This window comes from Paenibacillus sp. 598K (genome assembly GCF_003851045.1).
Taxonomy (GTDB): domain Bacteria; phylum Bacillota; class Bacilli; order Paenibacillales; family Paenibacillaceae; genus Paenibacillus_D.
Genome location: NZ_BFBX01000127.1, coordinates 1 through 24243 on the forward strand (window position 1 = coordinate 1; position 24243 = coordinate 24243).

Sequence of the window (24243 nt, forward strand, 5' to 3'; positions counted from 1 at the left end):
CTACACCGCCTACACCGCCTCCAATGAACGTACTACTAGCCCATCCAACGCCGTTTCCACTTGGCCCAAAGAAAGACAAGCCCTGGCGTCAGACACATGAAAAAGTCATGAAAACGGGATTGTATTTATATTAATGTGAATGTATAATAATACAATATTGTTTATCAAAACGTTGAAATCGGGCTTGGATTTTCACACGCAATCTAGTGTACAATGAGAGAGCTGAGAATGAACATGGATGGGGGCGGAGGACATGACGACTAATGTACGGGCGGCGATCGTCGGATCGACCGGCTACGGAGGCGTGGAGCTGATCAGACTGCTGGAGATGCATCCGCAGGTGGAGGTGACCTCGGTCATCTCGTCCTCGAGCGAGGGGACGCCGATTGCGGAGGGCTATCCGCATCTGCGCGAGATACGGGAGGATCTGCTGGACGGGGTGGATGCTGCAGCGATCAAGGGCAAGGCGGATGTCGTCTTCCTGGCAACGCCGCCGGGCATTGCCTCGAAGCTGACGCCGGAGCTGCTGGAGCAGGGGCTGCGGGTCATCGATCTCTCGGGCGACCATCGGCTGAAGTCCGGGGCGCTGTATGAAGAGTGGTACAAAAAACCGGCTGCTGCCGAGGCTTACCTCGAGCAGGCGGTCTACGGGCTGTGCGAGGTGTATGGCGACGAGGTGCGTGGCGCGGAGCTGCTGTCCAATCCCGGCTGTTATCCGACTGCTACGCTACTTGGTCTGATCCCGGCTGTAGCCGAGGGCTGGATCGATCCGAGCACGATCATTATCGACGCCAAGAGCGGCGTATCCGGCGCAGGGCGCGGCGCGAGTCTGGGGACGCATTACTCGGAGCTGAACGAGAACTTCAAGGCCTACAAGGTGAACCAGCACCAGCATATCCCGGAGATCGAGCAGGTGCTCTCGCAGGTGGCGGGGCGGCCTGTCGTGACGACCTTTACGACGCATCTGGTGCCGATGACGCGCGGCATTATGAGCACGATGTATGCGAAGATCGAGGGCGAGCGGAGCCAGCAGGATTTTATCGATCTGTATAAGCGTTACTATGAAGGACGTCGCTTCGTCCGTATCCGGCCGACCGGCACCTGGCCGGCGACCAAGGAAGTGAGCGGATCCAATTATTGCGATATCGGCTTCGCCGTCGATGCGCGCACCGGACGGGTGACCATCGTATCGGTCATCGACAACCTGGTGAAGGGCGCGGCCGGGCAGGCGATCCAGAACTTGAATCTGATGATGGGCTGGGAAGAGGATCTGGGACTGCGGTTCGTCCCGGTCTATCCGTGAGCCAGCGGACGAAGGAGACGAATAGGTGATGGGACAGCAGAAGACAGCATCATATCGGATCGAGGCGGAAGGCTCGATCACGACCCCCAAGGGGTTCGCCGCAGGCGGCCTGCACTGTGGACTGAAAAAAACGACGCGCCACGATCTGGGAGCGATCGTCTGCGAGGTGCCCGCAGCGGCGGCAGGCGTCTATACGACCAATCTGTTCCAGGCTGCGCCGCTGCAGGTGACGCGCGAGAGTCTGGCAGCGACAGGCAAGCTGAGGGCCGTGTTGGTCAACAGTGGCAATGCCAATGCCTGTACCGGAAAGCAAGGCGAGGATGACGCCTACGCGATGCGAGATGAGTTCGCAGCAGCGATCGGCGTCGCGCGCGAGGAGGTGGCCGTCGCCTCGACCGGCGTGATCGGCGAGCTGCTCAAGATGGATCGGGTACGGAGCGGCATCGCCGAGCTGCCTGCGCGACTGACGTCTGCAGAGCAAGGCGCAGAGGACTTCTGTCAGGCGATCCTGACGACGGACCTTGTGAAGAAGATGGTATGCGTCTCGCTGGAGATCGATGGACGGACCGTCCATGTCGCCGGTGCGGCCAAGGGCTCGGGCATGATCCATCCGAACATGGCGACGATGCTCGGCTTCGTGACGACGGACGCGAGCATCGACAGCGAAGCATTGCAGCAGGCGCTGCGCGACGTCACCGACCTGACCTTTAACATGATCACGGTCGACGGCGATACGAGCACCAACGACATGCTGGTCGCGATGGCGAGCGGACTGGCGGGCAACGAGTCGCTGACCCAGACGCATCCGGACTATGCGGCGTTCGTCGAGGCGCTGCGTTATGTGTGCGAGGTGCTGGCCCAGGCGATCGCCCGCGACGGCGAGGGCGCGACCAAGCTGGTCGAGGTGCAGGTGCGCGGCGCGGTCAGCGACGAGTCGGCGCGCCGGATCGTCAAGACGGTGATCGGCTCCTCGCTGGTGAAGTCGGCGGTATTCGGCGCCGATGCGAACTGGGGGCGGATCATCGCCGCCGTCGGCCGCGCGGGAGAGCCGGTCAATGTCGATACGGTCGACATCCGGATCGGCGACATCGTCACGCTGGAGCAGTCGCGGCCGCTGCCGTTCGACGAAGAGGCGGCGCTGGAGTATCTGAAGGGCGACACGATCGTCATCTACATCGACCTCCATCATGGCGAAGGCGAGGCGGTCGGCTGGGGCTGCGACCTCACCTATGACTATGTGCGCATCAATGCGGCTTATCGGACGTAGGGGAAGGAGAGAGTGGGAGTCATGACAGCGACAGATCAACGTTTTGTGATGAAATGCGGCGGCAGCACACTGGCGGCCCTGCCAGATGCCTTTTTTGCCGATCTGCGGGCGCTTCAGGAGGAGGGCGTGCGGCCGGTCATCGTGCATGGCGGCGGCCCGGCGATCTCGGAGACGCTCGGCAAGCTGGGCATCGAGTCGTCCTTTGTGTCGGGGCTGCGCGTCACGACCGAGGCGGTGCTCGATGTCGTCGAGATGGTGCTGGCCGGTCGGATCAACAAGGAGATCGTCCGCAAGATCGGCGCCAGCGGTGCGAGGGCGCTCGGCTTATCGGGTGTCGATGGCCAGCTCCTGCTGTCTAAGCCAGTAGCTAACAGTGCCGAGATCGGCTACGTCGGCGAGGTGACCGAGGTGAAGGCGGAGATCATCGAGGGCGTCATGGCGATGGGCTACATCCCCGTCATCGCGCCGATCGGCATCGACGATGCGGCGCAGCGCTACAATATCAACGCCGATACCGCAGCGGGCGCTGTAGCGTCGCAGCTAGGGGTAGAGCGGATGATCGTCGTCACCGACGTACCGGGCATCATGCGGGTGGTCGATGGCGAGAAGCGGGTGCTGCCGACAGTCACCGTGGCGGAGATCGACGAGATGATCGCCAGCGGCGAGATCTATGGCGGCATGATCCCCAAGGTGAGAGCAGCGGTACAGTGTATCCAGGGACGCGTACAAGAGGTCGTCATCGTCAGCGGCGAAGAGCCGAACGTACTGAGCCGTGTCGTCAAGGAAGGCGGCATCGGGACGCGGATTATCCGCTCGTGAGCCGGAAGCTCCATTATAGACGTAACGAATGGACGGCACAGGTTTGAATAAACCATTAGAAGAAGGGCGGCGGAATGTATGAGTGAACACAGCACAGAGGCGAGCTCCCTGTTCCCGACCTATGCGAGATTCCCGCTTGCGCTGGTCAAGGGCGAGGGCAGCTGGTTATGGGATGACCAAGGCAACAAATATCTGGACTTTATGTGTGGACTGGCGGTGACCAATCTCGGTCACGCGCCGGAGCAGGTGAAGCAGGCGCTCGTGCGACAGCTCGACGAGCTGTGGCATGTCTCCAACCTGTTCCATATCCCGGGTCAGGAGGCGGCCGCCAAGCTGCTCACGGAGCACAGCTGCGCCGATGCCGTGTTCTTCTGCAACTCCGGCGCCGAGGCCAACGAGGCCGCCATCAAGCTGGCGCGCCGCTATCATCAGCAGGTGCTGAACAACGGCCGTCATGAGATTATTACGTTCACCCAGTCGTTCCACGGACGGACGCTGGCGACGTTGACGGCTACCGGTCAGGATAAGGTGAAGGAAGGCTTCCAGCCGCTGCCGGCAGGCTTCAAGACCGTGCCGATGCACGACGAGGCCGCGCTCGAGGCGGCGATCGGACCGCAGACGGCGGCGATCATGCTCGAGACGATCCAGGCGGAGGGCGGCGTCCTTCCGGTCGATCCGGCCTTCATGCATCGGGTAGCCAAGCTGTGCGAGGCGCACGGCTTGCTGCTTATCGTTGACGAGATCCAGACCGGCTTGGGACGGACGGGCAAGCTGTTCTCCTACGAGCATTACGGCATCGAGCCGGACATCTTCACCCTGGCCAAAGGGCTGGGCAGCGGCTTCCCGGTCGGCGCGATGCTGGCCAAGAAACCGCTGGTCGCAGCGTTTGGTCCGGGCAGCCACGGCTCGACCTTCGGCGGCACGCCCCTGGCGATGGCGGCGGTCAAGGCGACGATTGAGACGATGCTCTCCGAGGGCGTCGTCGATCAGGCGGCGGATGCGGGGCAATACTTGCTGGCTCGCTTGCGGGAGCAATTGACAGACAATCCGTTCGTGCGGGAGATCAGAGGCCGCGGCTTGATCGTCGGCATCGAGTGCGACGGCGCGGTTGGCGATCTGGTCGCGGCAGCGCGGGAGCGCGGTTTGCTGGTCGTCACCGCTGGCCCGCAGGTCATCCGCCTGCTGCCGAATTTACGGGTGAGCCGCGACGAGATCGATCAGGCGGTAGATATTCTGGTCGGCCTGTTGGCCGAGCAGACGGTAACGACAAGGGGGAGTAAGGCGTGACGCAATCTGTATTAAATGAAGAGCTGGCAACGAGCCTGAAAGGGCGGGATTTCCTGGCCCTCGTGGACTACAAGCCGGAGGAGGTCCGCTATCTGATCGATCTGGCGATCGAGCTGAAGGCGAAGCAGAAGGCAGGCGAGGTGTACCAGCCGCTCAAGGGCAAGACGCTCGGGATGATCTTCGAGAAGTCGTCGACGCGTACGCGCGTTTCCTTCGAGGTTGGCATGTACCAGCTGGGCGGCCATGCGCTGTTCCTGAGCCGCAACGATCTGCAGATCGGCCGCGGCGAGACGATCTGGGATACGGCGCAGACGATGTCGCGTTACCTCGACGGCATCATGATCCGCACCTATGCGCATCGCACCGTCATCGAGCTGGCGCGGGGAGCGACAGTGCCTGTCATTAACGGCCTGACCGATCTCTCGCATCCGTGCCAGGCGCTGGCGGATTACCAGACGGTGCTGGAGCACAAGGGGCGTCTGGAGGGACTGAAGATCGCCTACGTCGGCGATGGCAACAATATGGTTCACTCGCTTATGATGGGCGCGGCCAAGGTCGGCATGCATATGTCGGTGGCGACGCCGGAGGGCTACGAGCCGGACGAGGATGTCATCCGTCAGACGCGCGAGCATGCGGCCGAGACGGGTTCCCGTCTGCACATCTGCCGCGACCCGAGAGAGGCTGTCGAAGGCGCCGACGTAATCTACACCGACGTCTGGGCGAGCATGGGCTTCGAGGCCGAGCAAAAGGATCGCGAGCAAGCCTTTGCCAACTATCAGGTGGATGAGAAGCTCGCGTCCTACGCCAAGCCGGACTATCTGTTCATGCACTGCCTGCCGGCGCATCGCGGCGAGGAAGTGACCGAGGGCGTCATCGACGGCAAGCACTCGATCATTTTCGACCAGGCGGAGAATCGGTTACATGCCCAAAAGGCCATCATGGCCGCCATTATGTAATTTATAAAGGAGCGAAACGATACGCATGGCTAAGCAAAAAATCGTCCTCGCCTACTCCGGCGGACTGGACACTTCCGTAATCCTGAAATGGCTCAAGGAAACATACGACGCCGAGATCATCGCCTTCACCGCCGACATCGGCCAGAAGGATGAGCTCGACGGCCTGGAGGAAAAAGCGCTCGCTACCGGCGCTTCCAAAGTATATATCGACGACCTGCGCGAGGAATTCGCCAAGGACTTCATCTATCCGATGTTCCAGGCTGGCGCGCTCTATGAAGGTCAGTATCTGCTCGGCACCTCGATCGCGCGTCCGCTGATCGCCAAGCGGATGGTCGATATCGCCCGCGCCGAGGGCGCGACGGCGATCGCGCATGGCGCGACAGGCAAAGGCAACGACCAGATCCGCTTCGAGCTGACCGCAGCTGCGCTCGCTCCCGATCTGGGCTGCATTGCTCCGTGGCGTCTGGAGAGCTTCCGCGAGCAATTCCCGGGCCGCGCCGAGATGATCGCTTATGCAGAGCAGCATGGCATCCCGGTCCAAGCATCGGCGGCCAAGCCGTATTCGATGGACCGCAATCTGCTGCACATCAGCTTTGAGAGCGGCATGCTGGAGGACCCGTGGTTCGACCCAAGCGCGCCGGAGAACAAGGATATGTACGTGCTGAGCGTCTCGCCGGAGGATGCGCCGGATGAGGCGGAGCTGATCGAGCTGACGTTCCAGGGCGGCAATTGCGTCGCTATCAACGGCGAGCAGCTGAGCCCGCTCGGCGTCATGGATAAGCTCAACGAGTTGGGCGGCAAGCACGGCATCGGCCGCGTCGACATGGTGGAGAACCGCTTCGTCGGCATGAAGAGCCGCGGCGTGTACGAGACGCCGGGCGGCACGATCCTGTTCGCCGCGCATCGCAAGATCGAGTCGCTGACGATGGACCGCGAGGTCATGCATCTGCGCGACTCGCTGATCGCCAAGTATGCGACCGCCGTCTACAACGGCTTCTGGTTCGCGCCGGAGCGTCTGGCGATGCAAGCGCTGGTCACCGAGAGCCAGAAAAACGTCGACGGCGTCGTCCGGCTGCGGCTGTACAAAGGCAATGTCATCGGCGCTGGCGTCCAGAGCCCGGTCAGCCTGTACAACCCGGACATCGCGACGATGGAGGCCGACCCGTCCCAGGCGTACGACCAGGGCGACGCGACCGGCTTCATTCGGCTGCAGGCACTGCGGCTGAAGGTCTCATCGGGCGTCGAGCAGAGCAGGAAATAAGACCAGACGGGCGCCCGAGCGCCCGTTTGTTTCGTGTCCTCCGTTAGCTACACACACCAACAACGATTCGGAGATCGATCGATTCATAAGAAGGAGTGAAACTATGAGCAAGCTGTGGGGCGGCCGCTTTACGAAGCAGACGGACAAGCTGGTCGAGGAATATACCGCTTCGATCACGTTCGACAAGGAGCTGGCCGAGGAGGATATCCAGGGCAGTCTGGCCCATGTGACGATGCTGGGCAAGCAATGCATCCTGCCGGCAGAGGATGTAGAGAAGATCAAGGACGGACTGAAGCGGGTGCTGCAGCGTCTGCAGCAAGGCGACATCGAGTTCTCGATTAGCAATGAGGACATCCATATGAACATCGAGAAGACGCTGATCGACGATATCGGCGCGGTCGGCGGCAAGCTGCATACGGGACGCAGCCGCAACGACCAGGTTGCCACAGATATGCACCTGTACCTGCGCAAGCGCGTCGTCGAGTTCGTCGAACTACTGCACAAGCTGCAGACGGCGCTGACCGAGCAGGCGCAAGCCAATCTCGACACGATCGTGCCGGGCTACACGCATCTGCAGCGGGCGCAGCCGATCCTGTTCGCCCATCATCTGATGGCGTACGTCTCCATGTTCGGCCGGGATATCGAGCGGCTGCAGGACAGCTACAAGCGGATCGACACGCTGCCGCTCGGCGCGGGCGCTCTGGCCGGGACGACGTTCCCGATCGATCGGCATTTCGTCGCGTCCCAGCTAAACTTCGAGCGCGTCTACGAGAACAGTCTCGATGCGGTCAGCGATCGCGACTTCATCCTCGAGTTCCTCGCCGACGCTTCGATCATCATGATGCATCTGTCGCGGCTGAGCGAGGAGCTGGTCATGTGGTCGAGCACGGAGTTCCGCTTCGTCGAGCTGGATGACGCGTTCTGCACAGGCAGCAGCATCATGCCGCAGAAGAAGAATCCCGATGTGCCGGAGCTTGTGCGGGGCAAGACAGGCCGCGTCTATGGCAACCTGATGGGCTTGCTTACCGTGCTGAAGTCGTTGCCGTTGGCGTACAACAAGGACATGCAGGAGGACAAGGAAGGCATGTTCGATACGGTGCGGACGATGCAGGGAGCCCTACAGCTGTTCGCGCCGATGATCGCGACGATGAAGGTCAACAAGGACCGGATGCGCCAGGCAGTCAACCAGGACTTCTCCAATGCGACGGATATCGCAGACTTCCTCGTCGGCAAAGGTTTGCCGTTCCGTCAGGCGCATGAGGTCATCGGCAAGACGGTGCTGTATTGCATCGAGAATAACAAGTACCTGCTTGATCTGACGCTGGATGAGTTCAAGCAGTTTTCCGAACTGTTCGACGATCGCATCTTTGCGATCCTGCAGCCGGAGGCTGTCGTCGACGCGCGCGATGTGTACGGCGGTACCGCTCGAGGCCAGGTAAGCGAGGCGATCGGCCGCGCGTTGCAGCAGCAAGGGCTGACAGCGAGCTGGATCGCGGAGTATGCGGAGAAGAGCAAATAAGGTAGCGTAACGATGCGCTTGCAGCTTCGAGGGGAAACCGCTCGGGTTGCAGGCGCATTTTTGTTTCGGAAGATGGAGCGAGGTTGCGTCGTATCCATAAATAGAGCGACAAAGCGGCTGTGCCCGGTAGGGGCAACAGCCGCTTTGTCGTTATTTCTGTTTATCATTCTGACTAGCTTAATGATTGAATTATTGCAGCTTATGGATCCATTCGGCGATATCCTGCATCACCTGCGAGGACACATGGCCTGGCTGGCTGTATTCGTCTAACGTGCCTTTTGCTGGGCCTTCATAGGCGATGAAGAAATGGTTGAGGCCCGGATACAGCTTGAACGAAACGTTTGATTTACCTTCGAATACCTTTTTCCAGGCCGCATAGTCTGTCTCGGGCTTCACCTGGAAGTCATCCTCGCCCTGCAGCACCAGTACCGGCTTGGACGTTTTGGCCGCATATTCGCTGATGTTGAACTGATCCATTTCCTTGAAATAATACGCCGGAAGTCCGAAAACGGTCGTGGCTTTCGCTTGCTCTGCCGACAGGCTGGCCAATGACTCGGCTTTCTTCAGCTCGGCTTCAATTAAGGTTTTGCTGGCTGCCTTGGCCGGGTCGTCTTCGCTCATCGCGGCGATCGCATCGACATTCTGGTCATAGATGATCTCCCAGAGCGGTCTTGGCGAACCAGCGAATAGGATCAATCCTGCGAAGTCTCCTCCATCGGCATCGATCCGAGGAGCCAGCATGCCGCCCAGGCTATGGCCGATAATATACACCTGCGAAGCGTTAATCCGCGGGTCCTGCTTGAGCAGCTTGGCAGCTGCGATCGCATCGTCCACGGTCTCTTCCTTGACGGTCAACTGGGCGACTTGCTCGGGGGTAAAGCTCTGCCCATGGGCGTAAGTCCGTTTGTCATAGCGCAGCACGGCGATGTCTTGGGCGGCGAGCGCCCAGGCCAGATCGCGGAATGGCGCATAGCCGCCTGATGCTTCGTTGCGGTCGCTGGAGCCCGAGCCATGGACCAGCACGACGGCAGGGAGAGGTCCCTCTGCATGCTCAGGCAAGGTGAGCGTGCCCCCCAGCGGGTAATCTGTGCCCTCGCCGACGGTGACCTCTTCTTCGATCAGGCCTTCTGGCGTCTCGACGGCTGCAGCCACAGGCTGAAGCGAGATGGCGCTGATCTGATGGCTCGGGTCAAACTGAAGATTCAGCTTCACATCCGACTTCTCGAAAGCGAGGAGGGCGATAACGACAACCGCTGGCTCGGTCTGCACGACATCAATCGAACGGACGGCGGTGTACGCCCCGCTCAGCGACTCGATCTGCTGCCAGGCTGCACCCAGCGCTGTAGGCGGGACCGCTTGCTGGACCTTGGCGTCAAAGTAGTCTTGCCACAGCTGCTCGTAGCTGCCGCCTGCCAGCAGCTGCACGACCTGCTCGGCTCGCGCCTCGGGCGTCAACTGCCGGGAGGCGAGGGACACCGTTCCTGCAGCTGCATCATACTCGCCTGTAAGACCCAGTACTTCAGTGAAAAAGGACAGCGGTACATAGACTCGGTTATCCCGCAGCACTGAGGCGCTGCCAAAAGATAACTCCTGCTGCCCCAAAGCAGCGACATGGTCGCCAATCGCGAAGCTGGCCGTCAACGCGGGTCCGCTCAGAGAGACGGTGCGGGTAGAGGCTTCATAGTTCACCTTGAGCTTGATTTGATTGGCGACGCTGCGCAGCGGCAGCATCACCTCATTGCCTTTGGCGTAGGGAGCGCCTCCTTGCGTGGCAACGGGTTGTCCGTCGATCGTCAGCTGGATGCTGCGTTCGGCGGCAAAGGCGGGGAGGCCGGACAGTAGCAGGACCAAAATGATTGCGGATGCGGTAAGCTTTCTCATAAATCGTAATCCTCCTTCAGGAATAGTGGATGGTAAAGTGAATGACGCGACACCTGTTATATATGTAGTATAACAGTTATATCACACTGTGGGCAAGTACTGTTTTTCTACCCAGTAGTCTCGGTCTCGATCTCGATTGTAGTTTGCTTTAATAGATGTTTATAGGGCTGTCATAGACACGTAGTCATCTCAACGTGCGACCAACAACAAAAAAGCCTGCAAGCGCGAGGCTTGCAGGCTTCCGTATATGACAATCGATTAGCTGTTCAGGTATACCGTCTTGCCTGTGCGAGCCGATTCGTAGATCGCTTCGAGGATCTCGGTGACGACCAGCGCTTGCTCTGGCAGGACAACCGGGTCGGTGTCGTCGAGGATCGCGTTGATCCATGCTGCCGCTTCGACATCGATGTCCTTGTCGCCGCCGCTGCCTTCGTAGAAGGCGACGCCGCCGGCTTTCAAGTCGATTTCTTTTACGAACAGACGGCTTTTCTCTTCGCCGTTGATGCGCAGGCCGCCCTTCATGTCCGCGCCGCCTTCGGTACCGGAGAGGGTACATTTGGCTTCGTCAACCTCGAGCGTATTCAACGCCCAGCTCGCTTCAAGCGAGATGGTTGCGCCGTTTTCCATTTTGATGAAGCCCATCGCGGAGTCTTCGACCGTGAATTTGGCCGGGTCCCATGGGCCCCAGGCGTTGGCTGCATTTTCCTTCTGGCCGAGCTTGTGGTATACCGAACCGGTGACGGATACCGGCTTGTAGTTGTCCATCATCCACAGCGTCAGGTCAAGCGCGTGCGTGCCGATGTCGATGAGCGGGCCGCCGCCTTGCTTTTCCTCGTCGAGGAATACGCCCCATGTCGGGACGGCGCGTCTGCGGACGGCATGTGCGCGAGCGTAGTAGATCTCGCCGAGCTCGCCGCCCTCGCATACTTTTTTCAGGTACTGGCTGTCCGGACGGAACCGGTTGTTGTAGCCGATCGACAGCTTTTTGCCGGTGCGCTTCGCTACAGCGACCATCTCGCGCGCTTCGGCAGCGGTTTTGGCCATCGGCTTTTCGCACATGACATGCTTGTCCGCTTCCATCGCAGCGATCGAGATGACGGCATGGGAATCGTTAGGGGTACAGACGTGGACGACATCGATCTCCTGATCCTTCAGCAGCTCGTTGTAGTCGGTATACGTTTTGGCGCCGGGCGCGCCGTATTTCTCAGCAGCCTGGACGGCTCTGTCTTCGACAATATCGCAAAAGGCGACCAGAATAACATTCTGGTTGCGGCTCAGCGCAGGCAGATGCTTGCCGTTGGCAATACCGCCGCAGCCGATCAGGGCGACCTTCAACACTTGACTCATCGGGAAAAACCTCCTGAATAATATAAGTTTGTACGCGTTTTCAGCTTGCTACTCACATGCTAAACGCATGCTTGCCATGTGTCAAGGGACCGAGCTCGCCACGCGACAGAGAGGATCAGCCGATCCTCTGCCGTCACCGTGCTGCACAAGGTCTGCGTGACCTGGCACGTCCCTTTCAATGTACCATAATGTATAGCCTAGAACATTCCGACATTGTGCAATAATTACTACGAAATTACGACATCCTCGCCCGATCGCGGCGGCTGCGCAGGAAGCGCGGCGCCCACCAGTTCCAGCGGCCGAGCAGCTTCATCATCGACGGCACGAGGATCATCCGGACGATCGTCGCATCGATCAGGATCGCCAGCGCGATCCCGACGCCGAGCTGCTTGACGGGCATGACCCCGGTGAAGGCAAAGGCGCCGGTAATGACGATCATAATCGCCGCTGCCGAGGTAATGATCTTGCTCGTCAGCGCCAGTCCCTGGAGCGTCGCTTCATTATTGTCGCCCGTCTCTCTATAGATCTCCTGGATGCGCGAGATGAGGAATACCTCATAGTCGGTACTGAGGCCAAACACGATGCTGAAGATGAAGATCGGGATGAACAGGGCGATATCGGTCGCCGTCAGGCCGAAATGGCCGTTCTGGAAAATCCAGACGATAATGCCGAAGGTCGCGCACAAGCTGAGCGCATTCATCAGGATCGCCTTGAGCGGGATCAGCACCGAGCGGAACGCCAGGAACAGGATCAGATAAGTGGCTGCCAGGATGAAGCCAAGCGTATAGACGATCTTGTGTGAGATCTCGTCGAAAATCTCCTGGTTGAACTTGGCGTAGCCACCGAGCAATAACGAGACGTCCTGGTTGTCGCCGGCCCAGTCGCGGACCCACGTCTGCGTGGTCTGCGCGTACGGCTCGCCGTTCAGCTCGACGCGCAGCAGCATCCGATCGCCGGATGTCAGCTGCTCGAAGAGCGGCGCGAGCTGAGCGCCTGCGGCCGGATCGGCGAGCATCGCCGACACGGTGTCGGCATCCAACCCCCCAGCCAGCGAGAACGGCGAGATGACCGTATTCACTAGCGGGTCGTCGGTCAGTCGCTCCGTCAGCGCGTAGAGCTGCTGCAGCGACTCGGGCTCGGTAGCTGGCGCCTCGGTCTCTGCCAGTATAATCACCTCGGACACCTGGCTGTTGCGGAACGTATCGTCGTACAGATCGTAGGCGATCTTCGACGCATAGTTGGTCGGCAGCGCGTCGGCCGCAGGCACCCGCAGCACCATGTCCTTGATCGGGATCGCACAGGCGAGCAGCAGCACCAGCGCTGTCAGCATCATCAGCACCGGTCGCCGCATGACGAGAGAAGCGAAGCGGACCCAGCCGCTGCGCTTGGATGGGCGTTCCTTGAGCAGCATCAACCGGTTGACGCGATGGCCGAGCAGCGAGAGCAGCGCAGGCAGCAGCGTCAGCGCGGACAGGATGGAGAACAAGACGACCGTCATGCCGCCGAGCGCGATCACCTTGAACAGATCGATCTGGATGAACAGCATGCCCGCCAGTCCGATAAATACGCAAAGCCCGGAGAAGATGATCGACTCGCCAGCCGTGCGGACGGAGATGCGTACCGACTCCTGTACCGAGTGCTGCTGCAGCTCCTGCCGGAAGCGATTGACGAACAGCAGGGCAAAGTCGATGCCCAGCGCCAGTCCGAGCATGACGACGACATTGAGCAGGAAGACCGACAGCTCCATCTGCAGACCAAAAAAGTAGAGGACGCCCAGCGTGCTGACGACGCTGATCAACCCGATAATCAGCGGCAGCGAGGCGGCGACGAGCCCGCCGAAGGCGAACAGCAGCACGAGCATCGCCACCGGCAGCCCGATCATCTCGGCGCGCGTCAGGTCGTCCTGACTCGCCTTGTTCAAGTCCGCTTCGATGACCGGCGCGCCCGTCAGCAAGGCCGGCACCGGTCCATCCTGCTGGGCTTGCACGGCCTCGCGGACGAGCGCCAGATTGTCGCTCATATCCGCTGTGTGCATATCGAAGCTGAGCGCAGCATAAGCGATACCGTCTTTCACCATCGTCGGGTCGGTGCGAACGTTGTCCCGGGCAAACGGAGACGCGGTGTCGGCGAGCGCTTCGAGCGGCAGCGCCTGCAGCTTGGCGACGGAGTCGCCGACGGCTTGCTCGAACTGCTCGTCCGACATCGTATCGGGCCGCTCATAGACGAGCAGCAGGGTCGATTCGTAGATGCCGAAGTCCTCGCGCAGGATGGCGTTGGCGTCCGCGAACGACCCTTCCATGACGAAGCCGCTGCCCTTCAGCAAGGAGGGGAGCTGGAAAGCAAAAAATGATAAGCCAATCACAACAATAATCCAAATCGCCAGTACGACCTTGCGCATGCGATAGCACAGATCGCCCAGTCGGCCAAGTACCGAATCCAAAGCTGAATCACTCGCTCTCTTCATTATGCCATTAATCATTGAAATGCGTTGCAAGGAGAGGAGGCGTCCAATTCATCGTCCTCAGCATCCTCTCCGCGCCTTATCGACCGTTTGGGGTCACTCCACACCGTGACCGTGAAGACGGATGCCGTGCTCGGCGCAGCTGCGGAGCAGCCGCTGACGCAGCGCGGCTATGTCTGCGGGCGCGAGCCAGGCTGCCTCGATGCTGCTGAGGATGAGCGCGGCGATCTCGTCCGGCCGGAAGCCGAAGCGCGCCGCCAGCTCGCTGTACTCGCGCGTCATCGTCGTGCCGGATACGGTCGGATTATCCGTGTTGACGGTGACGAACAGCCCTTGCTCCAGGTAGTCGCGGATCGGATAGTCGGACCACTCGGCGACCGCGCGAGTCTGGATGTTGCTGACTGGGCACATCTCCAGCGGCAGCTGCCGCGAGCGGAGCTCCGCCAGCAAGGTGGGGTCCTCGCGCAGCCGCACGCCATGACCGATCCGCACCGCGCCCAGACCGTCGACGGCCTCGCGGATATGGTCCGGGCCGCCTGCCTCGCCGGCATGGATCGTCGCCGGCAGTCCGAGCTCGGCCGCCCGCGCGAACACGCGGCGGAACAGCTGCGGCGGGAAGCCCGCCTCATCGCCAGCCAGATCGACCGCGCATAGCCCGCGACCCAGGTAAGGAGCAGCTGCCTCGATCACTTCGAGGTTCAGGGCCTCGCTGTGATGACGCATGCAGATGGCGATCGTCTGCGCGCGTACGCCGAAGTCCCGCTCGCCCCGTTGCAGGCCAGCGATCACATGGCCGATCGCTTGCGACGGCGTCAAGCCTCGCCCGGTGTGGAGATGGGGAGCGAAGCGGACCTCTACGTACATGACATGATCGGCGGCGGCCTGCTGCACGCACTCGTACGCGGTTCGCTCCAGCGCCTCGCCGGTCTGTAGCAGCGGCAGCACCAGATCGAAGCGCTCCAGGTATTGCTTCAGATCGTCGCATTGTCCGTCCACTTCCATATAAGGGCGCAGCGTCTCGGGGGTATACGCCGGCAAGGGATGCCGTTCGGCACGGGCAAGCTCGAGCAGCGTCTCCGGCAGGATGCAGCCGTCCAGATGCAGATGCAGATCGACCTTTGGCAGCTGCTTGATGATACGACGGGTATGATCGTCCAGTTTCGGCACGGTCACGGGCAAGCCTCCTTTTCCGCGTGGACGGGAGAGGACTCGCCGCCATCGCGCTACATTAATAGTGCAAACATACCGCGCTCCCGCAGCGCTGTCAAATTTTGCGTCCAGCGAAAGGCGGGCAGCGCCGAAAACAAAAAAAGTAAGGGTATTCAACCCGGCCGCCAAACGGTACAATGGGAAAATACGGGTTTTAACATAACAACTTGGAGGGAGGCCGGCACAATGCAATTTGTCGCCCAGCTCAGCTGGTTTTTCAAAAAACGATGGCTGTTCTATGTACTCACGGTGCTGCTGATGGGGTGTACGAGCTACCTCAATAGTGTGGCTCCTCGTCTCGTGGGCAATACGGTCGACCTGATCCGGGACGGACAACTGACCTGGGAGGCGCTGAGGGGCACCGTGTGGCTGCTGCTCGGCATCGCGGTAACGATGTATGTCTTCGTCTACATATGGAACAATCTGCTGTTCGGCAGCGCCGTGCTGCTCGACAAGCTGCTGCGCGAGCGGCTGTTCCGCCACTGGACGCGGATGACGCCGTCCTTCTTCCAGCGCAACCGCTCCGGCGAGCTGATGGCGCTGGCATCCAACGATATCCAGGCGGTCAGCAACACAGCGGGCTTCGGCGTGCTGACGCTGGTCAATACGCTCGTCATTACGACGGTTGTTGTCATCTCGATGATCGTGTTCGTCAGCTTCAAGCTGATGGTGGCGACGCTGCTGCCGCTGCCCCTGCTGGCACTGGCGATTAATCGGCTGGGCCGCGCGATGCGCAACCGCTTCATGGACGCGCAAGAATCGTTTGGCCATATGAATGATCATGTGCTCGAGTCGATCTCGGGTATGCGCGTACTCCGCTCATATGTGCAGGAGCGCGATGATGTGGCGGCCTTCCAACGGGTCACCACCGACGTCATGGACAAAAATATTCGTGTCGCCTACATCAATGCGCTATTCCAGCCTGCAGTCTCGCTGATCGTCGGCGTCAGCTTCGCGATCGGCATCGGCTACGGGGCGCAGCTCGTCTTCCGCAACGAGATTACGCTCGGCGAGCTGGTCACGTTCAATATCTATCTCGGCCTGTTGATCTGGCCGATGATCGCCTTCGGCGAGTTCATCAATATCCTGCAACGCGGCAACGCCTCGGTGAACCGCATCCAGGACAATCTCGACCAGCAGCCCGAGGTGACAGAGCCGGCGCGCCCGGTCCAGGTCGAGGTGCCCGACCGGATCAGCTATCGCAGCCTGACGTTCCGTTATCCCGGCGCCGGCAGCGACAGTCTGCGGGACGTGACGCTCGAGGTAGAGCGGGGCGACACGATCGGCATCGTCGGCCGTACCGGCAGCGGCAAGAGCACTTTGCTGAAGCAACTGCTCAGGCAATATCCGATCGAGCCGGAGCGCCTCTATATCGGCGGCGCGCCGATCGAGCAGATGGCCCTGCAGCAGCTGAAGACGTGGATCGGCTACGTGCCTCAGGAGCATCTGCTGCTCTCCAAGACGCTACGGGAGAACATCGCGCTCGGCAAGCCGGAGGCGACGCATGAGGAGATCATGCGGGCGTTGGAGATGGCGTCGCTGGCCCGCGACATCGCCGCTATGCCCGAGGGGCTGGAGACGCTGGTCGGCGAGAATGGCGTCATGCTCTCCGGCGGCCAAAAGCAGCGGGTCGGCATCGCCAGAGCGCTGCTGCTCGATCCGGAGATCCTGATCCTCGACGATGCGCTGTCCGCAGTGGACGCGCGTACAGAGCATGCGATCCTCGAGACGATCCGTCGCAGCCGGCAAGGTCGGACGACCTTCATCGCGACGCATCGCCTCACGGCGGTGACGCATGCCCGGCAGATCCTCATCATGGCGCATGGCGAGATTATCGAGCGCGGCACGCATGAGGAGCTGATGGCGCTGCAAGGCTGGTATCGCGAGCAATACGACAGGCAGAAGCTCGAGCAGAGCCTGCTGGAAGGGGACAAGGAGGATCAGGAACGATGACGCACCATGCAACGGAAGACCAACTGAATCGCTCGCCCGGGCCGCCGTCCGGCACTACCGCGCAGCGCTTGTTCCGCTATGTGCTGCTGTTCAGGCGCAAGGTCGTGCTCGCGCTCGTCATCCTCGTCCTGGCGCTGGGAGCCCAGCTCGCCGGACCGCTCCTCGCCAAGCAGATCATCGACGAGCATATCCAGGCGATCACCTGGGAGTGGCGAGAGCTGCCTGCAGCTGCGGTGCCGGAGGGCATCCGCTACGTGCCTTATCGCGAGATGGCTTATGTGCGCAGCGATTGGGCTGCGCCTGGCGAGCTGCCGGCTGAGGCGGCGGCTGTCACGATCAGCCAAGAGGGCCTAGCGATGCAACTGAGCAGTCCGACCTACGGAGAGACGCTGCTGAGCGCCGCCGAGGTGACTTCGTTTTACCGGTACGACACGCAGCCTGTCCTCACGCTGGTCGGCGGCATCATCCTGCTGGCCGTGATCGCCAGCCTGCTGAACTTCGTGCAGAGCCTGATGCTGCAGACTGTCGCCCAGCGGGTCGTCCAGCGCATCCGGATGGATGTGTTCAGCCAGATGCACCGGATTCCGATCCGTTTCTTCGACAACACGCCGGTCGGCCAGATCGTCTCCCGGATCGCCAATGATACGGAGAACATCAAGGAGCTGTACATGAGCTTCATGGCCACCTTTGCGGTGAGCGGGCTTAATATTGTCGGCGTATTCGCCGCCTTGCTGTTCCTCGACTGGCGGATGGCGCTCGTCTGCGCGATTCTGCTGCCGATCTATACGCTGATCATCATCCTGCATCTGAAGTTCTCGCGCAAGTACGTCGCCGCGATCCGGGCCCGGCTGGCCGAGATGAATGCGACGCTCAACGAGACGATCCATACGATGCCGATCCTGCAAGCGTTTCGGCGCGAGCAGCGGACGCGCGAGGAGTTCGAGGTACTCAATGAGGATCGTTACCGCAACCAGGTGATGCAGTTCCGCATCTTCGCCTTCTCAGGGCGCAACGCCGTCTACTTCGTCGGACGGCTGTTCACGGCGATGATCATCTGGTACTTCGGCAGCCAATCGTTGACCGGAGCGATCTCCTTTGGCGTGTTCTACCTGTTCATCGACTACCTGGGCCGGATCTTCGAGCCGATCATCGGCATCTTCGATCAGATGATGAACGCCCAGCGGGCCGTCGTCTCGGCGGAGCGGGTATTCGAGCTGATGGACATGGAGGGCGAGGAGGTCGAGGCTGAGCCCAAGGCGCCGCGGCCGCAGGGTCAGGTCGAGTTCGACCAGGTCAGCTTTGGCTATCTGCCGGGCACGCATGTGCTGCGGAGGATTTCCTTTACGGCTGCGCGCGGGCAGACGGTGGCGCTGGTCGGGCATACCGGGTCCGGCAAAAGCTCGATCATGAACCTGCTGCTCGGCTTCTACGAGCCGGACGAGGGGGAGATCCGGATCGACGGCCAGGCGACCGGCACGATGTCCAAACAGGCGCTCCGTCAGCATATGGGCATCGTCCTGCAGGACCCGTATTTGTTCACCGGCGATATCCGCTCCAATGTGGCGCTGCATCATCCCGAGCTGACCGACGAGCAAGTGTGGCAGGCGCTGCAGGACGTCGGCGCCGACCGCTTCGTCAGCCGATTGCCGCAAGGCATGCATGAGCCTGTCGTCGAGCGCGGCAGCACGTTGTCGGCGGGCGAGCGGCAGCTCATCTCGTTTGCCAGGGCGCTCGTCTACGATCCGGTGATCCTTATCCTCGATGAGGCGACCTCGAGCATCGATAGCGAGACCGAGGCGCTCATCCAGCGCGCGCTCGACGTCGTCCGCGAGGGCCGCACGACGTTTATCATCGCGCATCGGCTCTCGACGATCAAGGAGGCCGACACGATCCTCGTCCTGCATCGCGGCGAGATCGTCGAGCGCGGCACGCATGACGAGCTGATGGCTCGCGAAGGCCGCTACTATCGGATGTACCAGCTGCAGAGCAGCGAGCCAAGCCCGGCCGGCGAGATCGCTTAAGCGAGGCCGGCGAGAGGCTGGTTGCACCGCATGACGAATACCCCCTGAACTCTCCAGGACTGAACTGTCGGAGATGTCAGGGGGTATTTTGCTAGCGCTGCTGGAGCTAGGTCGTCCACTCGTCGTTGAGGATGCCGACCAGTCGCCAGTTGCCGTCGTACGGCTGGAAGACGAGGCGCAGGCTGCGCCAGTCCATGCCAGCATACTGCTCCTCGAAGCCGTCGAAGTGGTATTCGACGATAATCGAGCCGCCGTACACGATCGGCGCATTGTTGATCATGTTGCCGCCGAACAACTGCTCGTTGTAGCTGACCTCGGGCGCTTGCCGGAAGTCATGGGAGAAGACGAAGCGTGTCCAGTAGTCCCGGAAGTCGAGCAGGATCGTCTCGCCGCTGCCGTCGTAGAAGCCCCACTCTCTCAGCTCGGGATTGTTCAGGTTAGAGGCCAGCTCGAAGTCCTCAAGCACGATGTCGTCAGCCACATCGACGTAGGAATAAGGCGAGAAGCGCAGCCCGCGCTCGGGATGTACCCAGGCGGCCAGTCCGTCGAGATCAAGCTCGGAGATGAGCTGCAGCACCTCGTCGGCCTGGTCGCCGATCGCTTCGCGGGCGGCTTCCGGCTCTAATGTCGGTCCGTCCGTGCTCAGATGAACGATCCGGCTGAATGCGTCCCAGCCGACCGTGGCGCCCAGCCCTTCGGCGATAAAGCGGGCGGGTACGAAGACGCGGCCGTCGCGGATGGCGATCGTCGTATCGATCGCCACTTGGTCGCCGTTGACGAGCAGATAGGGCCGGCCCTGTGTCAACTGCAGCGTATGCGCGTCATGACGTATCGTCGCCGTCTTGGTAGCGCTATCCCACTGGATGCCTGCGGCGGGCACGCCCATCGCAGCGGCAAAAAAACTGGCTGGTACCATCGTGCGGCTATCTTGGTTGATATACGGGGCGGGCTCGCCTGCCGGGGTGACATACATAGCGCCGTTCACGGCGAAGCGGCTTGGCTGTTGTTGCCCGCTGCCCTCGGTTTCAGCTGCGTTGACGTCGGTAGCGGCGGCGGCGCTGAGCGGGAGGACAAGCAGCGACAGGACAAGTGCGGTAACCATACCCCAGCGCGCGCTGGGACGATAACGATGGATCATGACGACTCCCCCTTCACTTTTTTTCAGCATTCGATGTCATCCTTTTTCGGAGCTTTGAGAGCTTAGATATGCCTCTATTTTACCCGCTTTCAAGTCTGAACGAAACCGTTTTCAGCATAATGATAAAGGATGTCCCGCGCTTGCAACTTCCAGCGAATTGGATTACGATACTTTAGGAGTAAAATTTCGGCCAATGCGGGGTGAGGGGACTCTTGGACGGACGAAGGTTACTGCTGACGCATTTCAGGATGTACGGATGGATTTATGGAGGCGCTTTTATTTTGCTGGCGTCGGCCAACGTTATTTTTGCTTATTTTCCCAGCGTGCTGCAGCAGTTTGCAGATACGTACACTGCGGGGATGCTGACGCGGCAGAAGATCGTCGACTACAGTGTGATGCTGCTTGTGATCGGCGTGGCCTATGGCGTGTTGTTTGGGTTGGGGCAATATTTGAATCATCGGATGGGGCGGCGTTTCGAGTACAACACGAGACAGCGGCTATTTCGTCATTTCACGCAGCTGAGCGAGCAGTATTATGCCAGGAACGGCACAGGCAAGCTGTTAAGCTATGTGATGAATGATGTGACAAGCGTCCGCGAGTCGATCGCTAACGGGGTTAATCAACTGACCAATGCCTCCGTACTGCTGGTCTCGGTAGTCGTCATGATGTCGCTCAGCGACTTGCCGCTGCGGCTAGTTATCGTATGCGTGCTGCCGCTGCTGGCGATCCCGTTCCTCGTCGTCTACTATGGTCCGCGCATTCGCGATCGGTCGCGGCAGGTACAGGAGTCGCTGGCGGAGATGACGGAGTCGGCGGAGGAGCAGTTCGGCGGCATTCGCGTGACCAAGACGTTCGGCATCGAGGAGATCGCCGAGCAGCGCTTTGGCGGGACGGTGGAGCATATCCGGGCCAATCAGCTGCGGCTCGTCAAGATGACCTCGGCGTTCCAGGCGCTTATTCCATTCGCAGGCGCGCTGTCGCTCGTCGTGGCGATTGCCTATGGCGGCTACATGACAGTCCAGCAGCAGCTCTCGATCGGACACTTCGTGGCGCTGACCTTCTACCTGCGGATGATATCCGGTCCGCTCCAGCAGATCGGCAATGTCATCAATACGATGCAGCGGGCGCGCGCCTCGCTCGAGCGTCTGAACCGGCTGCTCGGCATCGAACCGGATATCCAGGACCACGAGCAAGCGAAGCCGCTGCCGGCCGGAGCGGGGGATGTGGAGATCCGCGATCTGGCCTTCACCTATCCTGATGCGGGCCGATCCTCGCTGAGCGGTATCAACCTCCGGGTGCGACAGGGTCATACCCTCGGCATCGTCGGCAAGACCGGCAGCGGCAAGACGACGCTAGTGAAGCTGCTGTTGCGGGTCTATGACCCGCCTCCAGGCAGCATCCGTATCGGCGGCGAGGACATTACGCGGCTGACGCTCGAGAGTCTGCGCACGCAGATCGCCTATGTGCCGCAGGACGGCTTTCTGTTCAGCACGACGATCCGCGATAATATCGCTTTCTACAAGCGGGATATCGGCGATGACAGCGTCGAGCAGGCGGCCAGGCTAGCCGAGGTGTATGACAATGTGATCGGCTTTGAGAAGCGGTTCGAGACGAAGCTCGGCGAGCGCGGGCTGACGCTCTCTGGCGGTCAACGGCAGCGCACCAGCCTGGCGCGCGGCCTCATCAAGGATGCGCCGATCCTCATCCTCGACGACAGCGTCAGCGCCGTCGACGCGATGACGGAGACGAGTATCCTCGCTAATCTTCGCTCGGCGCGCCGAGATAAGACGACGATCATCATCGCCCATCGGATCAGCGCCGTCAAGCATGCCGACGAGATCGTCGTCTTGGACGAGGGACGGATCGTCGAGCGCGGCACGCATCAGGAGCTGCTCCGGCTCGGCGGCCATTACGCGGCGCTGCATGCCATCCAGGAAGAAGGTGTATCGCATGGCTAACGCGTCAGAGCGCCACGAGGAAGAGATCAACCCGAGCTATCAGGTGGACAGCGCGACCCGCCGACAGGCCTTCCGTGCGATGCTTGCCTACGCCAAGCCGCATCGTATGGTATTCCTGGGTGTCTTCTTCTGCGCGATCCTGGCCATCTCGGCCGATCTGCTGCAGCCATATCTAGTGAAGATCGTCATCGATGACAATATGCTCGGCGACGGCCAGGGCGCAGGTCGCGTCATCGGACTTGGCTTGATCTATCTGCTGCTTGCGGTGATCAGTCTTGCTTTTACTTATTTGCAAGCGAACCTGCTGCAGCGGGCGGGGCAGAGCATCGTCGCAGCGCTGCGAAAGGACCTGTTCCATCATATAGCGAAGCAATCGATGTCGTTTTTTGACCGTCATGCGATCGGCTCGCTCGTTACCAACGAGTCGAGCGACACCGAGACGATCAACCAGTTTTTCACTCAGGTGCTGCTTAGCATCGTCCGCGATGGACTGTCGCTCATCATGATCATCGGCTTTATGTTCCTGCTCGATGTGCAGCTTGCGTTGTACTGTCTGATTTTGCTGCCGCTCATTGCTGTCATTGCCATTGCCTTCCGTGCAATGCTGCGCAACTCGTATCAGCGGGCGCGCACGCAGCTGTCGCGGCTGATCGCTTTCCTGGCGGAGAACCTCTCCGGCATGAGCCTGATCCAGAGCTTCCATCAGGAGCGGGAGCAGCTGTCGCGATTTTCGCAGCGCAATCAACGGTATTTGCGCGAGAGCTTGCGCGAGGTGCGGGCGACCGTTATTTTCAACCGCTCCTTTGATATACTGGGCAATCTGTCGGTCGCTTTCGTCGTCTATCTCGGCGGTATGGCGGTGTTCGACAGCGCCCTCGAGTTCGGCGTGCTGTATGCCTTTATCAGTTATATCCGCCAGTTTTTCCAGCCGATCAACCAGATCACGCAGCAGTGGAATACGCTACAGTCGACGATGGTGTCGGTCGAGCGGCTGTGGCGCATCTTCTCCGTCGAGCCGGAGGTGCGCGATCCGCGGCCAGACCAGACCGAGGCGCTGGAGCCTGAGCAGGTGCGGGGGCAAGTCGATTTCAACCATATTCGCTTCGCCTACACTGACGATCAGGACGTGCTGCGCGACCTGGAGCTGCATATCAAGCCTGGCGAATTCGTAGGCATAGTCGGCGCGACCGGCGCCGGCAAGAGTTCGCTCGTCAACCTGCTGACCCGCTTCTACGATGTGAAAAAGGGCAGTGTCCAGATCGACGGCATTGACATCCGTCGGCTCAAGCTTGAGGAGCTGCACCGGATCGTTGGCCTTGTCCAGCAGGAGCCTTACTTGTATTCGGGCTCGATTATTGACAATGTACGGCTGTTCGATGAATCGATCGATCGCAAGACCGTCATAGAGGCTTGCAGGTTGGTTGGCGCTGAGCCAATGATCCAGCGGTTGAAGCAAGGGTACGATACCGAGCTATCGGAGCGCGGCAGCGGCTTGTCGGCGGGGGAGCGGCAGTTGATCTCCTTTGCCCGCATCCTCGTGTACCAGCCCAAGATCCTCATCTTGGACGAAGCGACTGCCAATCTGGACTCGCATACGGAGCGGTTGATCCAGCAGGCGCTCAGTGTCGTCTCGCTTGGCCGGACAACGCTGGTCATCGCGCATCGACTCTCCACCGTACAGCAGGCGGACCGGATCATCGTCATGCGCAGCGGCCGCATTATCGAGTCGGGCTCGCATGAGGCGCTGCTGCTGCAGCATGGCTATTATGCCGAGCTGTACCATCATGCGACGAGAGGGACGGCGATTGGACAATAGGTGGCGTATGGCGCTGTGAGCAGGCTGTCTAGTACAGCATCAGAATT

Annotated in this window: 16 protein-coding genes; 11 read left to right on the top strand and 5 right to left on the bottom strand. The window is 60.6% G+C overall.

Going from position 1 to position 24243, the window contains the following annotated elements; genetic code table 11:
* The first annotated feature begins 253 nt into the window (after positions 1 to 253).
* The 7 genes from argC (at position 254) to argH (ending at position 8412) form a co-directional block, all read left to right on the top strand.
* Positions 254 to 1303: an N-acetyl-gamma-glutamyl-phosphate reductase gene (gene argC / locus PA598K_RS29185; RefSeq protein WP_128660317.1), complete on the top strand. Its 1050-nt coding sequence runs from the start codon at positions 254 to 256 to the stop codon at positions 1301 to 1303.
* Positions 1304 to 1331: 28 nt separating this feature from the next.
* A complete protein-coding gene (gene argJ / locus PA598K_RS29190; RefSeq protein ID WP_128660332.1) occupies positions 1332 to 2570 on the top strand; it encodes a bifunctional glutamate N-acetyltransferase/amino-acid acetyltransferase ArgJ in 1239 nt (412 codons plus the stop codon).
* Positions 2571 to 2591: 21 nt separating this feature from the next.
* Complete coding sequence (gene argB / locus PA598K_RS29195) at positions 2592 to 3389, top strand: acetylglutamate kinase (protein ID WP_128660318.1); 798 nt, start codon at positions 2592 to 2594, stop codon at positions 3387 to 3389.
* A 78-nt stretch (positions 3390 to 3467) separates the two neighbouring features.
* Positions 3468 to 4676, top strand: coding sequence for an acetylornithine transaminase (locus PA598K_RS29200; RefSeq protein ID WP_128660319.1), 1209 nt, complete (start codon positions 3468 to 3470; stop codon positions 4674 to 4676).
* On the top strand, positions 4673 to 5632 hold the full coding sequence (gene argF, locus PA598K_RS29205) for an ornithine carbamoyltransferase (protein WP_128660320.1): 960 nt from the start codon (positions 4673 to 4675) through the stop codon (positions 5630 to 5632). Before PA598K_RS29200 ends, argF begins: the two co-directional genes overlap by 4 nt.
* Before the next feature lie 25 nt (positions 5633 to 5657).
* Positions 5658 to 6893 (top strand): argininosuccinate synthase, encoded by a 1236-nt coding sequence (locus PA598K_RS29210; protein WP_128660321.1) that lies wholly within the window; start codon positions 5658 to 5660, stop codon positions 6891 to 6893.
* 103 nt (positions 6894 to 6996) lie between these two features.
* On the top strand, positions 6997 to 8412 hold the full coding sequence (gene argH, locus PA598K_RS29215) for an argininosuccinate lyase (protein WP_128660322.1): 1416 nt from the start codon (positions 6997 to 6999) through the stop codon (positions 8410 to 8412).
* 189 nt (positions 8413 to 8601) lie between these two features.
* On the opposite strand, the gene PA598K_RS29220 is transcribed toward argH, so the two are convergent.
* The 4 genes from PA598K_RS29220 to add form a co-directional block, all read right to left on the bottom strand.
* Positions 8602 to 10293: an alpha/beta fold hydrolase gene (locus PA598K_RS29220; RefSeq protein WP_128660323.1), complete on the bottom strand. Its 1692-nt coding sequence runs from the start codon at positions 10291 to 10293 to the stop codon at positions 8602 to 8604.
* A gap of 258 nt (positions 10294 to 10551) precedes the next feature.
* A complete protein-coding gene (locus PA598K_RS29225) occupies positions 10552 to 11640 on the bottom strand; it encodes a Gfo/Idh/MocA family protein (RefSeq protein WP_128660324.1) in 1089 nt (362 codons plus the stop codon).
* 235 nt (positions 11641 to 11875) lie between these two features.
* Positions 11876 to 14104 carry an MMPL family transporter gene (locus PA598K_RS29230; protein ID WP_128660325.1) on the bottom strand — a complete coding sequence of 743 codons (2229 nt, stop codon included), beginning with the start codon at positions 14102 to 14104 and terminating at the stop codon, positions 11876 to 11878.
* Positions 14105 to 14197: 93 nt separating this feature from the next.
* Positions 14198 to 15274, bottom strand: a complete 1077-nt coding sequence (gene add / locus PA598K_RS29235) for an adenosine deaminase (protein WP_128660326.1) — start codon at positions 15272 to 15274, stop codon at positions 14198 to 14200.
* A 222-nt stretch (positions 15275 to 15496) separates the two neighbouring features.
* Here add and PA598K_RS29240 point away from each other — a divergent pair, with 222 nt between their 5' ends.
* Positions 15497 to 17263: an ABC transporter ATP-binding protein gene (locus tag PA598K_RS29240; protein WP_128660327.1), complete on the top strand. Its 1767-nt coding sequence runs from the start codon at positions 15497 to 15499 to the stop codon at positions 17261 to 17263.
* The gene (locus PA598K_RS29245) at positions 17260 to 19284 is read left to right on the top strand and encodes an ABC transporter ATP-binding protein (RefSeq protein ID WP_128660328.1); all 2025 of its coding nucleotides are present in this window, start codon (positions 17260 to 17262) and stop codon (positions 19282 to 19284) included. The genes PA598K_RS29240 and PA598K_RS29245 overlap by 4 nt, the downstream gene beginning before the upstream one ends.
* A gap of 106 nt (positions 19285 to 19390) precedes the next feature.
* Here the strand turns inward: PA598K_RS29245 and PA598K_RS29250 are convergent, their stop codons facing one another.
* Positions 19391 to 20452 carry a copper amine oxidase N-terminal domain-containing protein gene (locus tag PA598K_RS29250; RefSeq protein ID WP_128660329.1) on the bottom strand — a complete coding sequence of 354 codons (1062 nt, stop codon included), beginning with the start codon at positions 20450 to 20452 and terminating at the stop codon, positions 19391 to 19393.
* 218 nt (positions 20453 to 20670) lie between these two features.
* Between PA598K_RS29250 and PA598K_RS29255 the strand changes: the two genes are divergently transcribed.
* Together PA598K_RS29255 and PA598K_RS29260 are read left to right on the top strand one after the other, a co-directional pair.
* Positions 20671 to 22380 carry an ABC transporter ATP-binding protein gene (locus PA598K_RS29255; protein WP_128660330.1) on the top strand — a complete coding sequence of 570 codons (1710 nt, stop codon included), beginning with the start codon at positions 20671 to 20673 and terminating at the stop codon, positions 22378 to 22380.
* The gene (locus PA598K_RS29260) at positions 22373 to 24196 is read left to right on the top strand and encodes an ABC transporter ATP-binding protein (RefSeq protein WP_128660331.1); all 1824 of its coding nucleotides are present in this window, start codon (positions 22373 to 22375) and stop codon (positions 24194 to 24196) included. The genes PA598K_RS29255 and PA598K_RS29260 overlap by 8 nt, the downstream gene beginning before the upstream one ends.
* Positions 24197 to 24243: the final 47 nt, after the last annotated feature.

Bases quoted from the DNA above. Each gene is read 5' to 3' on its own strand.
- PA598K_RS29210 (WP_128660321.1), top strand. From the start codon at position 5,658: ATGGCTAAGCAAAAAATCGTCCTCGCCTACTCCGGCGGACTGGACACT.
- argC (WP_128660317.1), top strand. From the start codon at position 254: ATGACGACTAATGTACGGGCGGCGATCGTCGGATCGACCGGCTACGGA.
- PA598K_RS29225 (WP_128660324.1), bottom strand. From the start codon at position 11,640: ATGAGTCAAGTGTTGAAGGTCGCCCTGATCGGCTGCGGCGGTATTGCC.
- PA598K_RS29255 (WP_128660330.1), top strand. From the start codon at position 20,671: ATGTACGGATGGATTTATGGAGGCGCTTTTATTTTGCTGGCGTCGGCC.
- PA598K_RS29220 (WP_128660323.1), bottom strand. From the start codon at position 10,293: ATGAGAAAGCTTACCGCATCCGCAATCATTTTGGTCCTGCTACTGTCC.
- PA598K_RS29200 (WP_128660319.1), top strand. From the start codon at position 3,468: ATGAGTGAACACAGCACAGAGGCGAGCTCCCTGTTCCCGACCTATGCG.
- argJ (WP_128660332.1), top strand. From the start codon at position 1,332: ATGGGACAGCAGAAGACAGCATCATATCGGATCGAGGCGGAAGGCTCG.
- PA598K_RS29260 (WP_128660331.1), top strand. From the start codon at position 22,373: ATGGCTAACGCGTCAGAGCGCCACGAGGAAGAGATCAACCCGAGCTAT.
- PA598K_RS29250 (WP_128660329.1), bottom strand. From the start codon at position 20,452: ATGCTGAAAAAAAGTGAAGGGGGAGTCGTCATGATCCATCGTTATCGT.
- argB (WP_128660318.1), top strand. From the start codon at position 2,592: ATGACAGCGACAGATCAACGTTTTGTGATGAAATGCGGCGGCAGCACA.
- PA598K_RS29240 (WP_128660327.1), top strand. From the start codon at position 15,497: ATGCAATTTGTCGCCCAGCTCAGCTGGTTTTTCAAAAAACGATGGCTG.
- PA598K_RS29230 (WP_128660325.1), bottom strand. From the start codon at position 14,104: ATGAAGAGAGCGAGTGATTCAGCTTTGGATTCGGTACTTGGCCGACTG.
- argH (WP_128660322.1), top strand. From the start codon at position 6,997: ATGAGCAAGCTGTGGGGCGGCCGCTTTACGAAGCAGACGGACAAGCTG.
- PA598K_RS29245 (WP_128660328.1), top strand. From the start codon at position 17,260: ATGACGCACCATGCAACGGAAGACCAACTGAATCGCTCGCCCGGGCCG.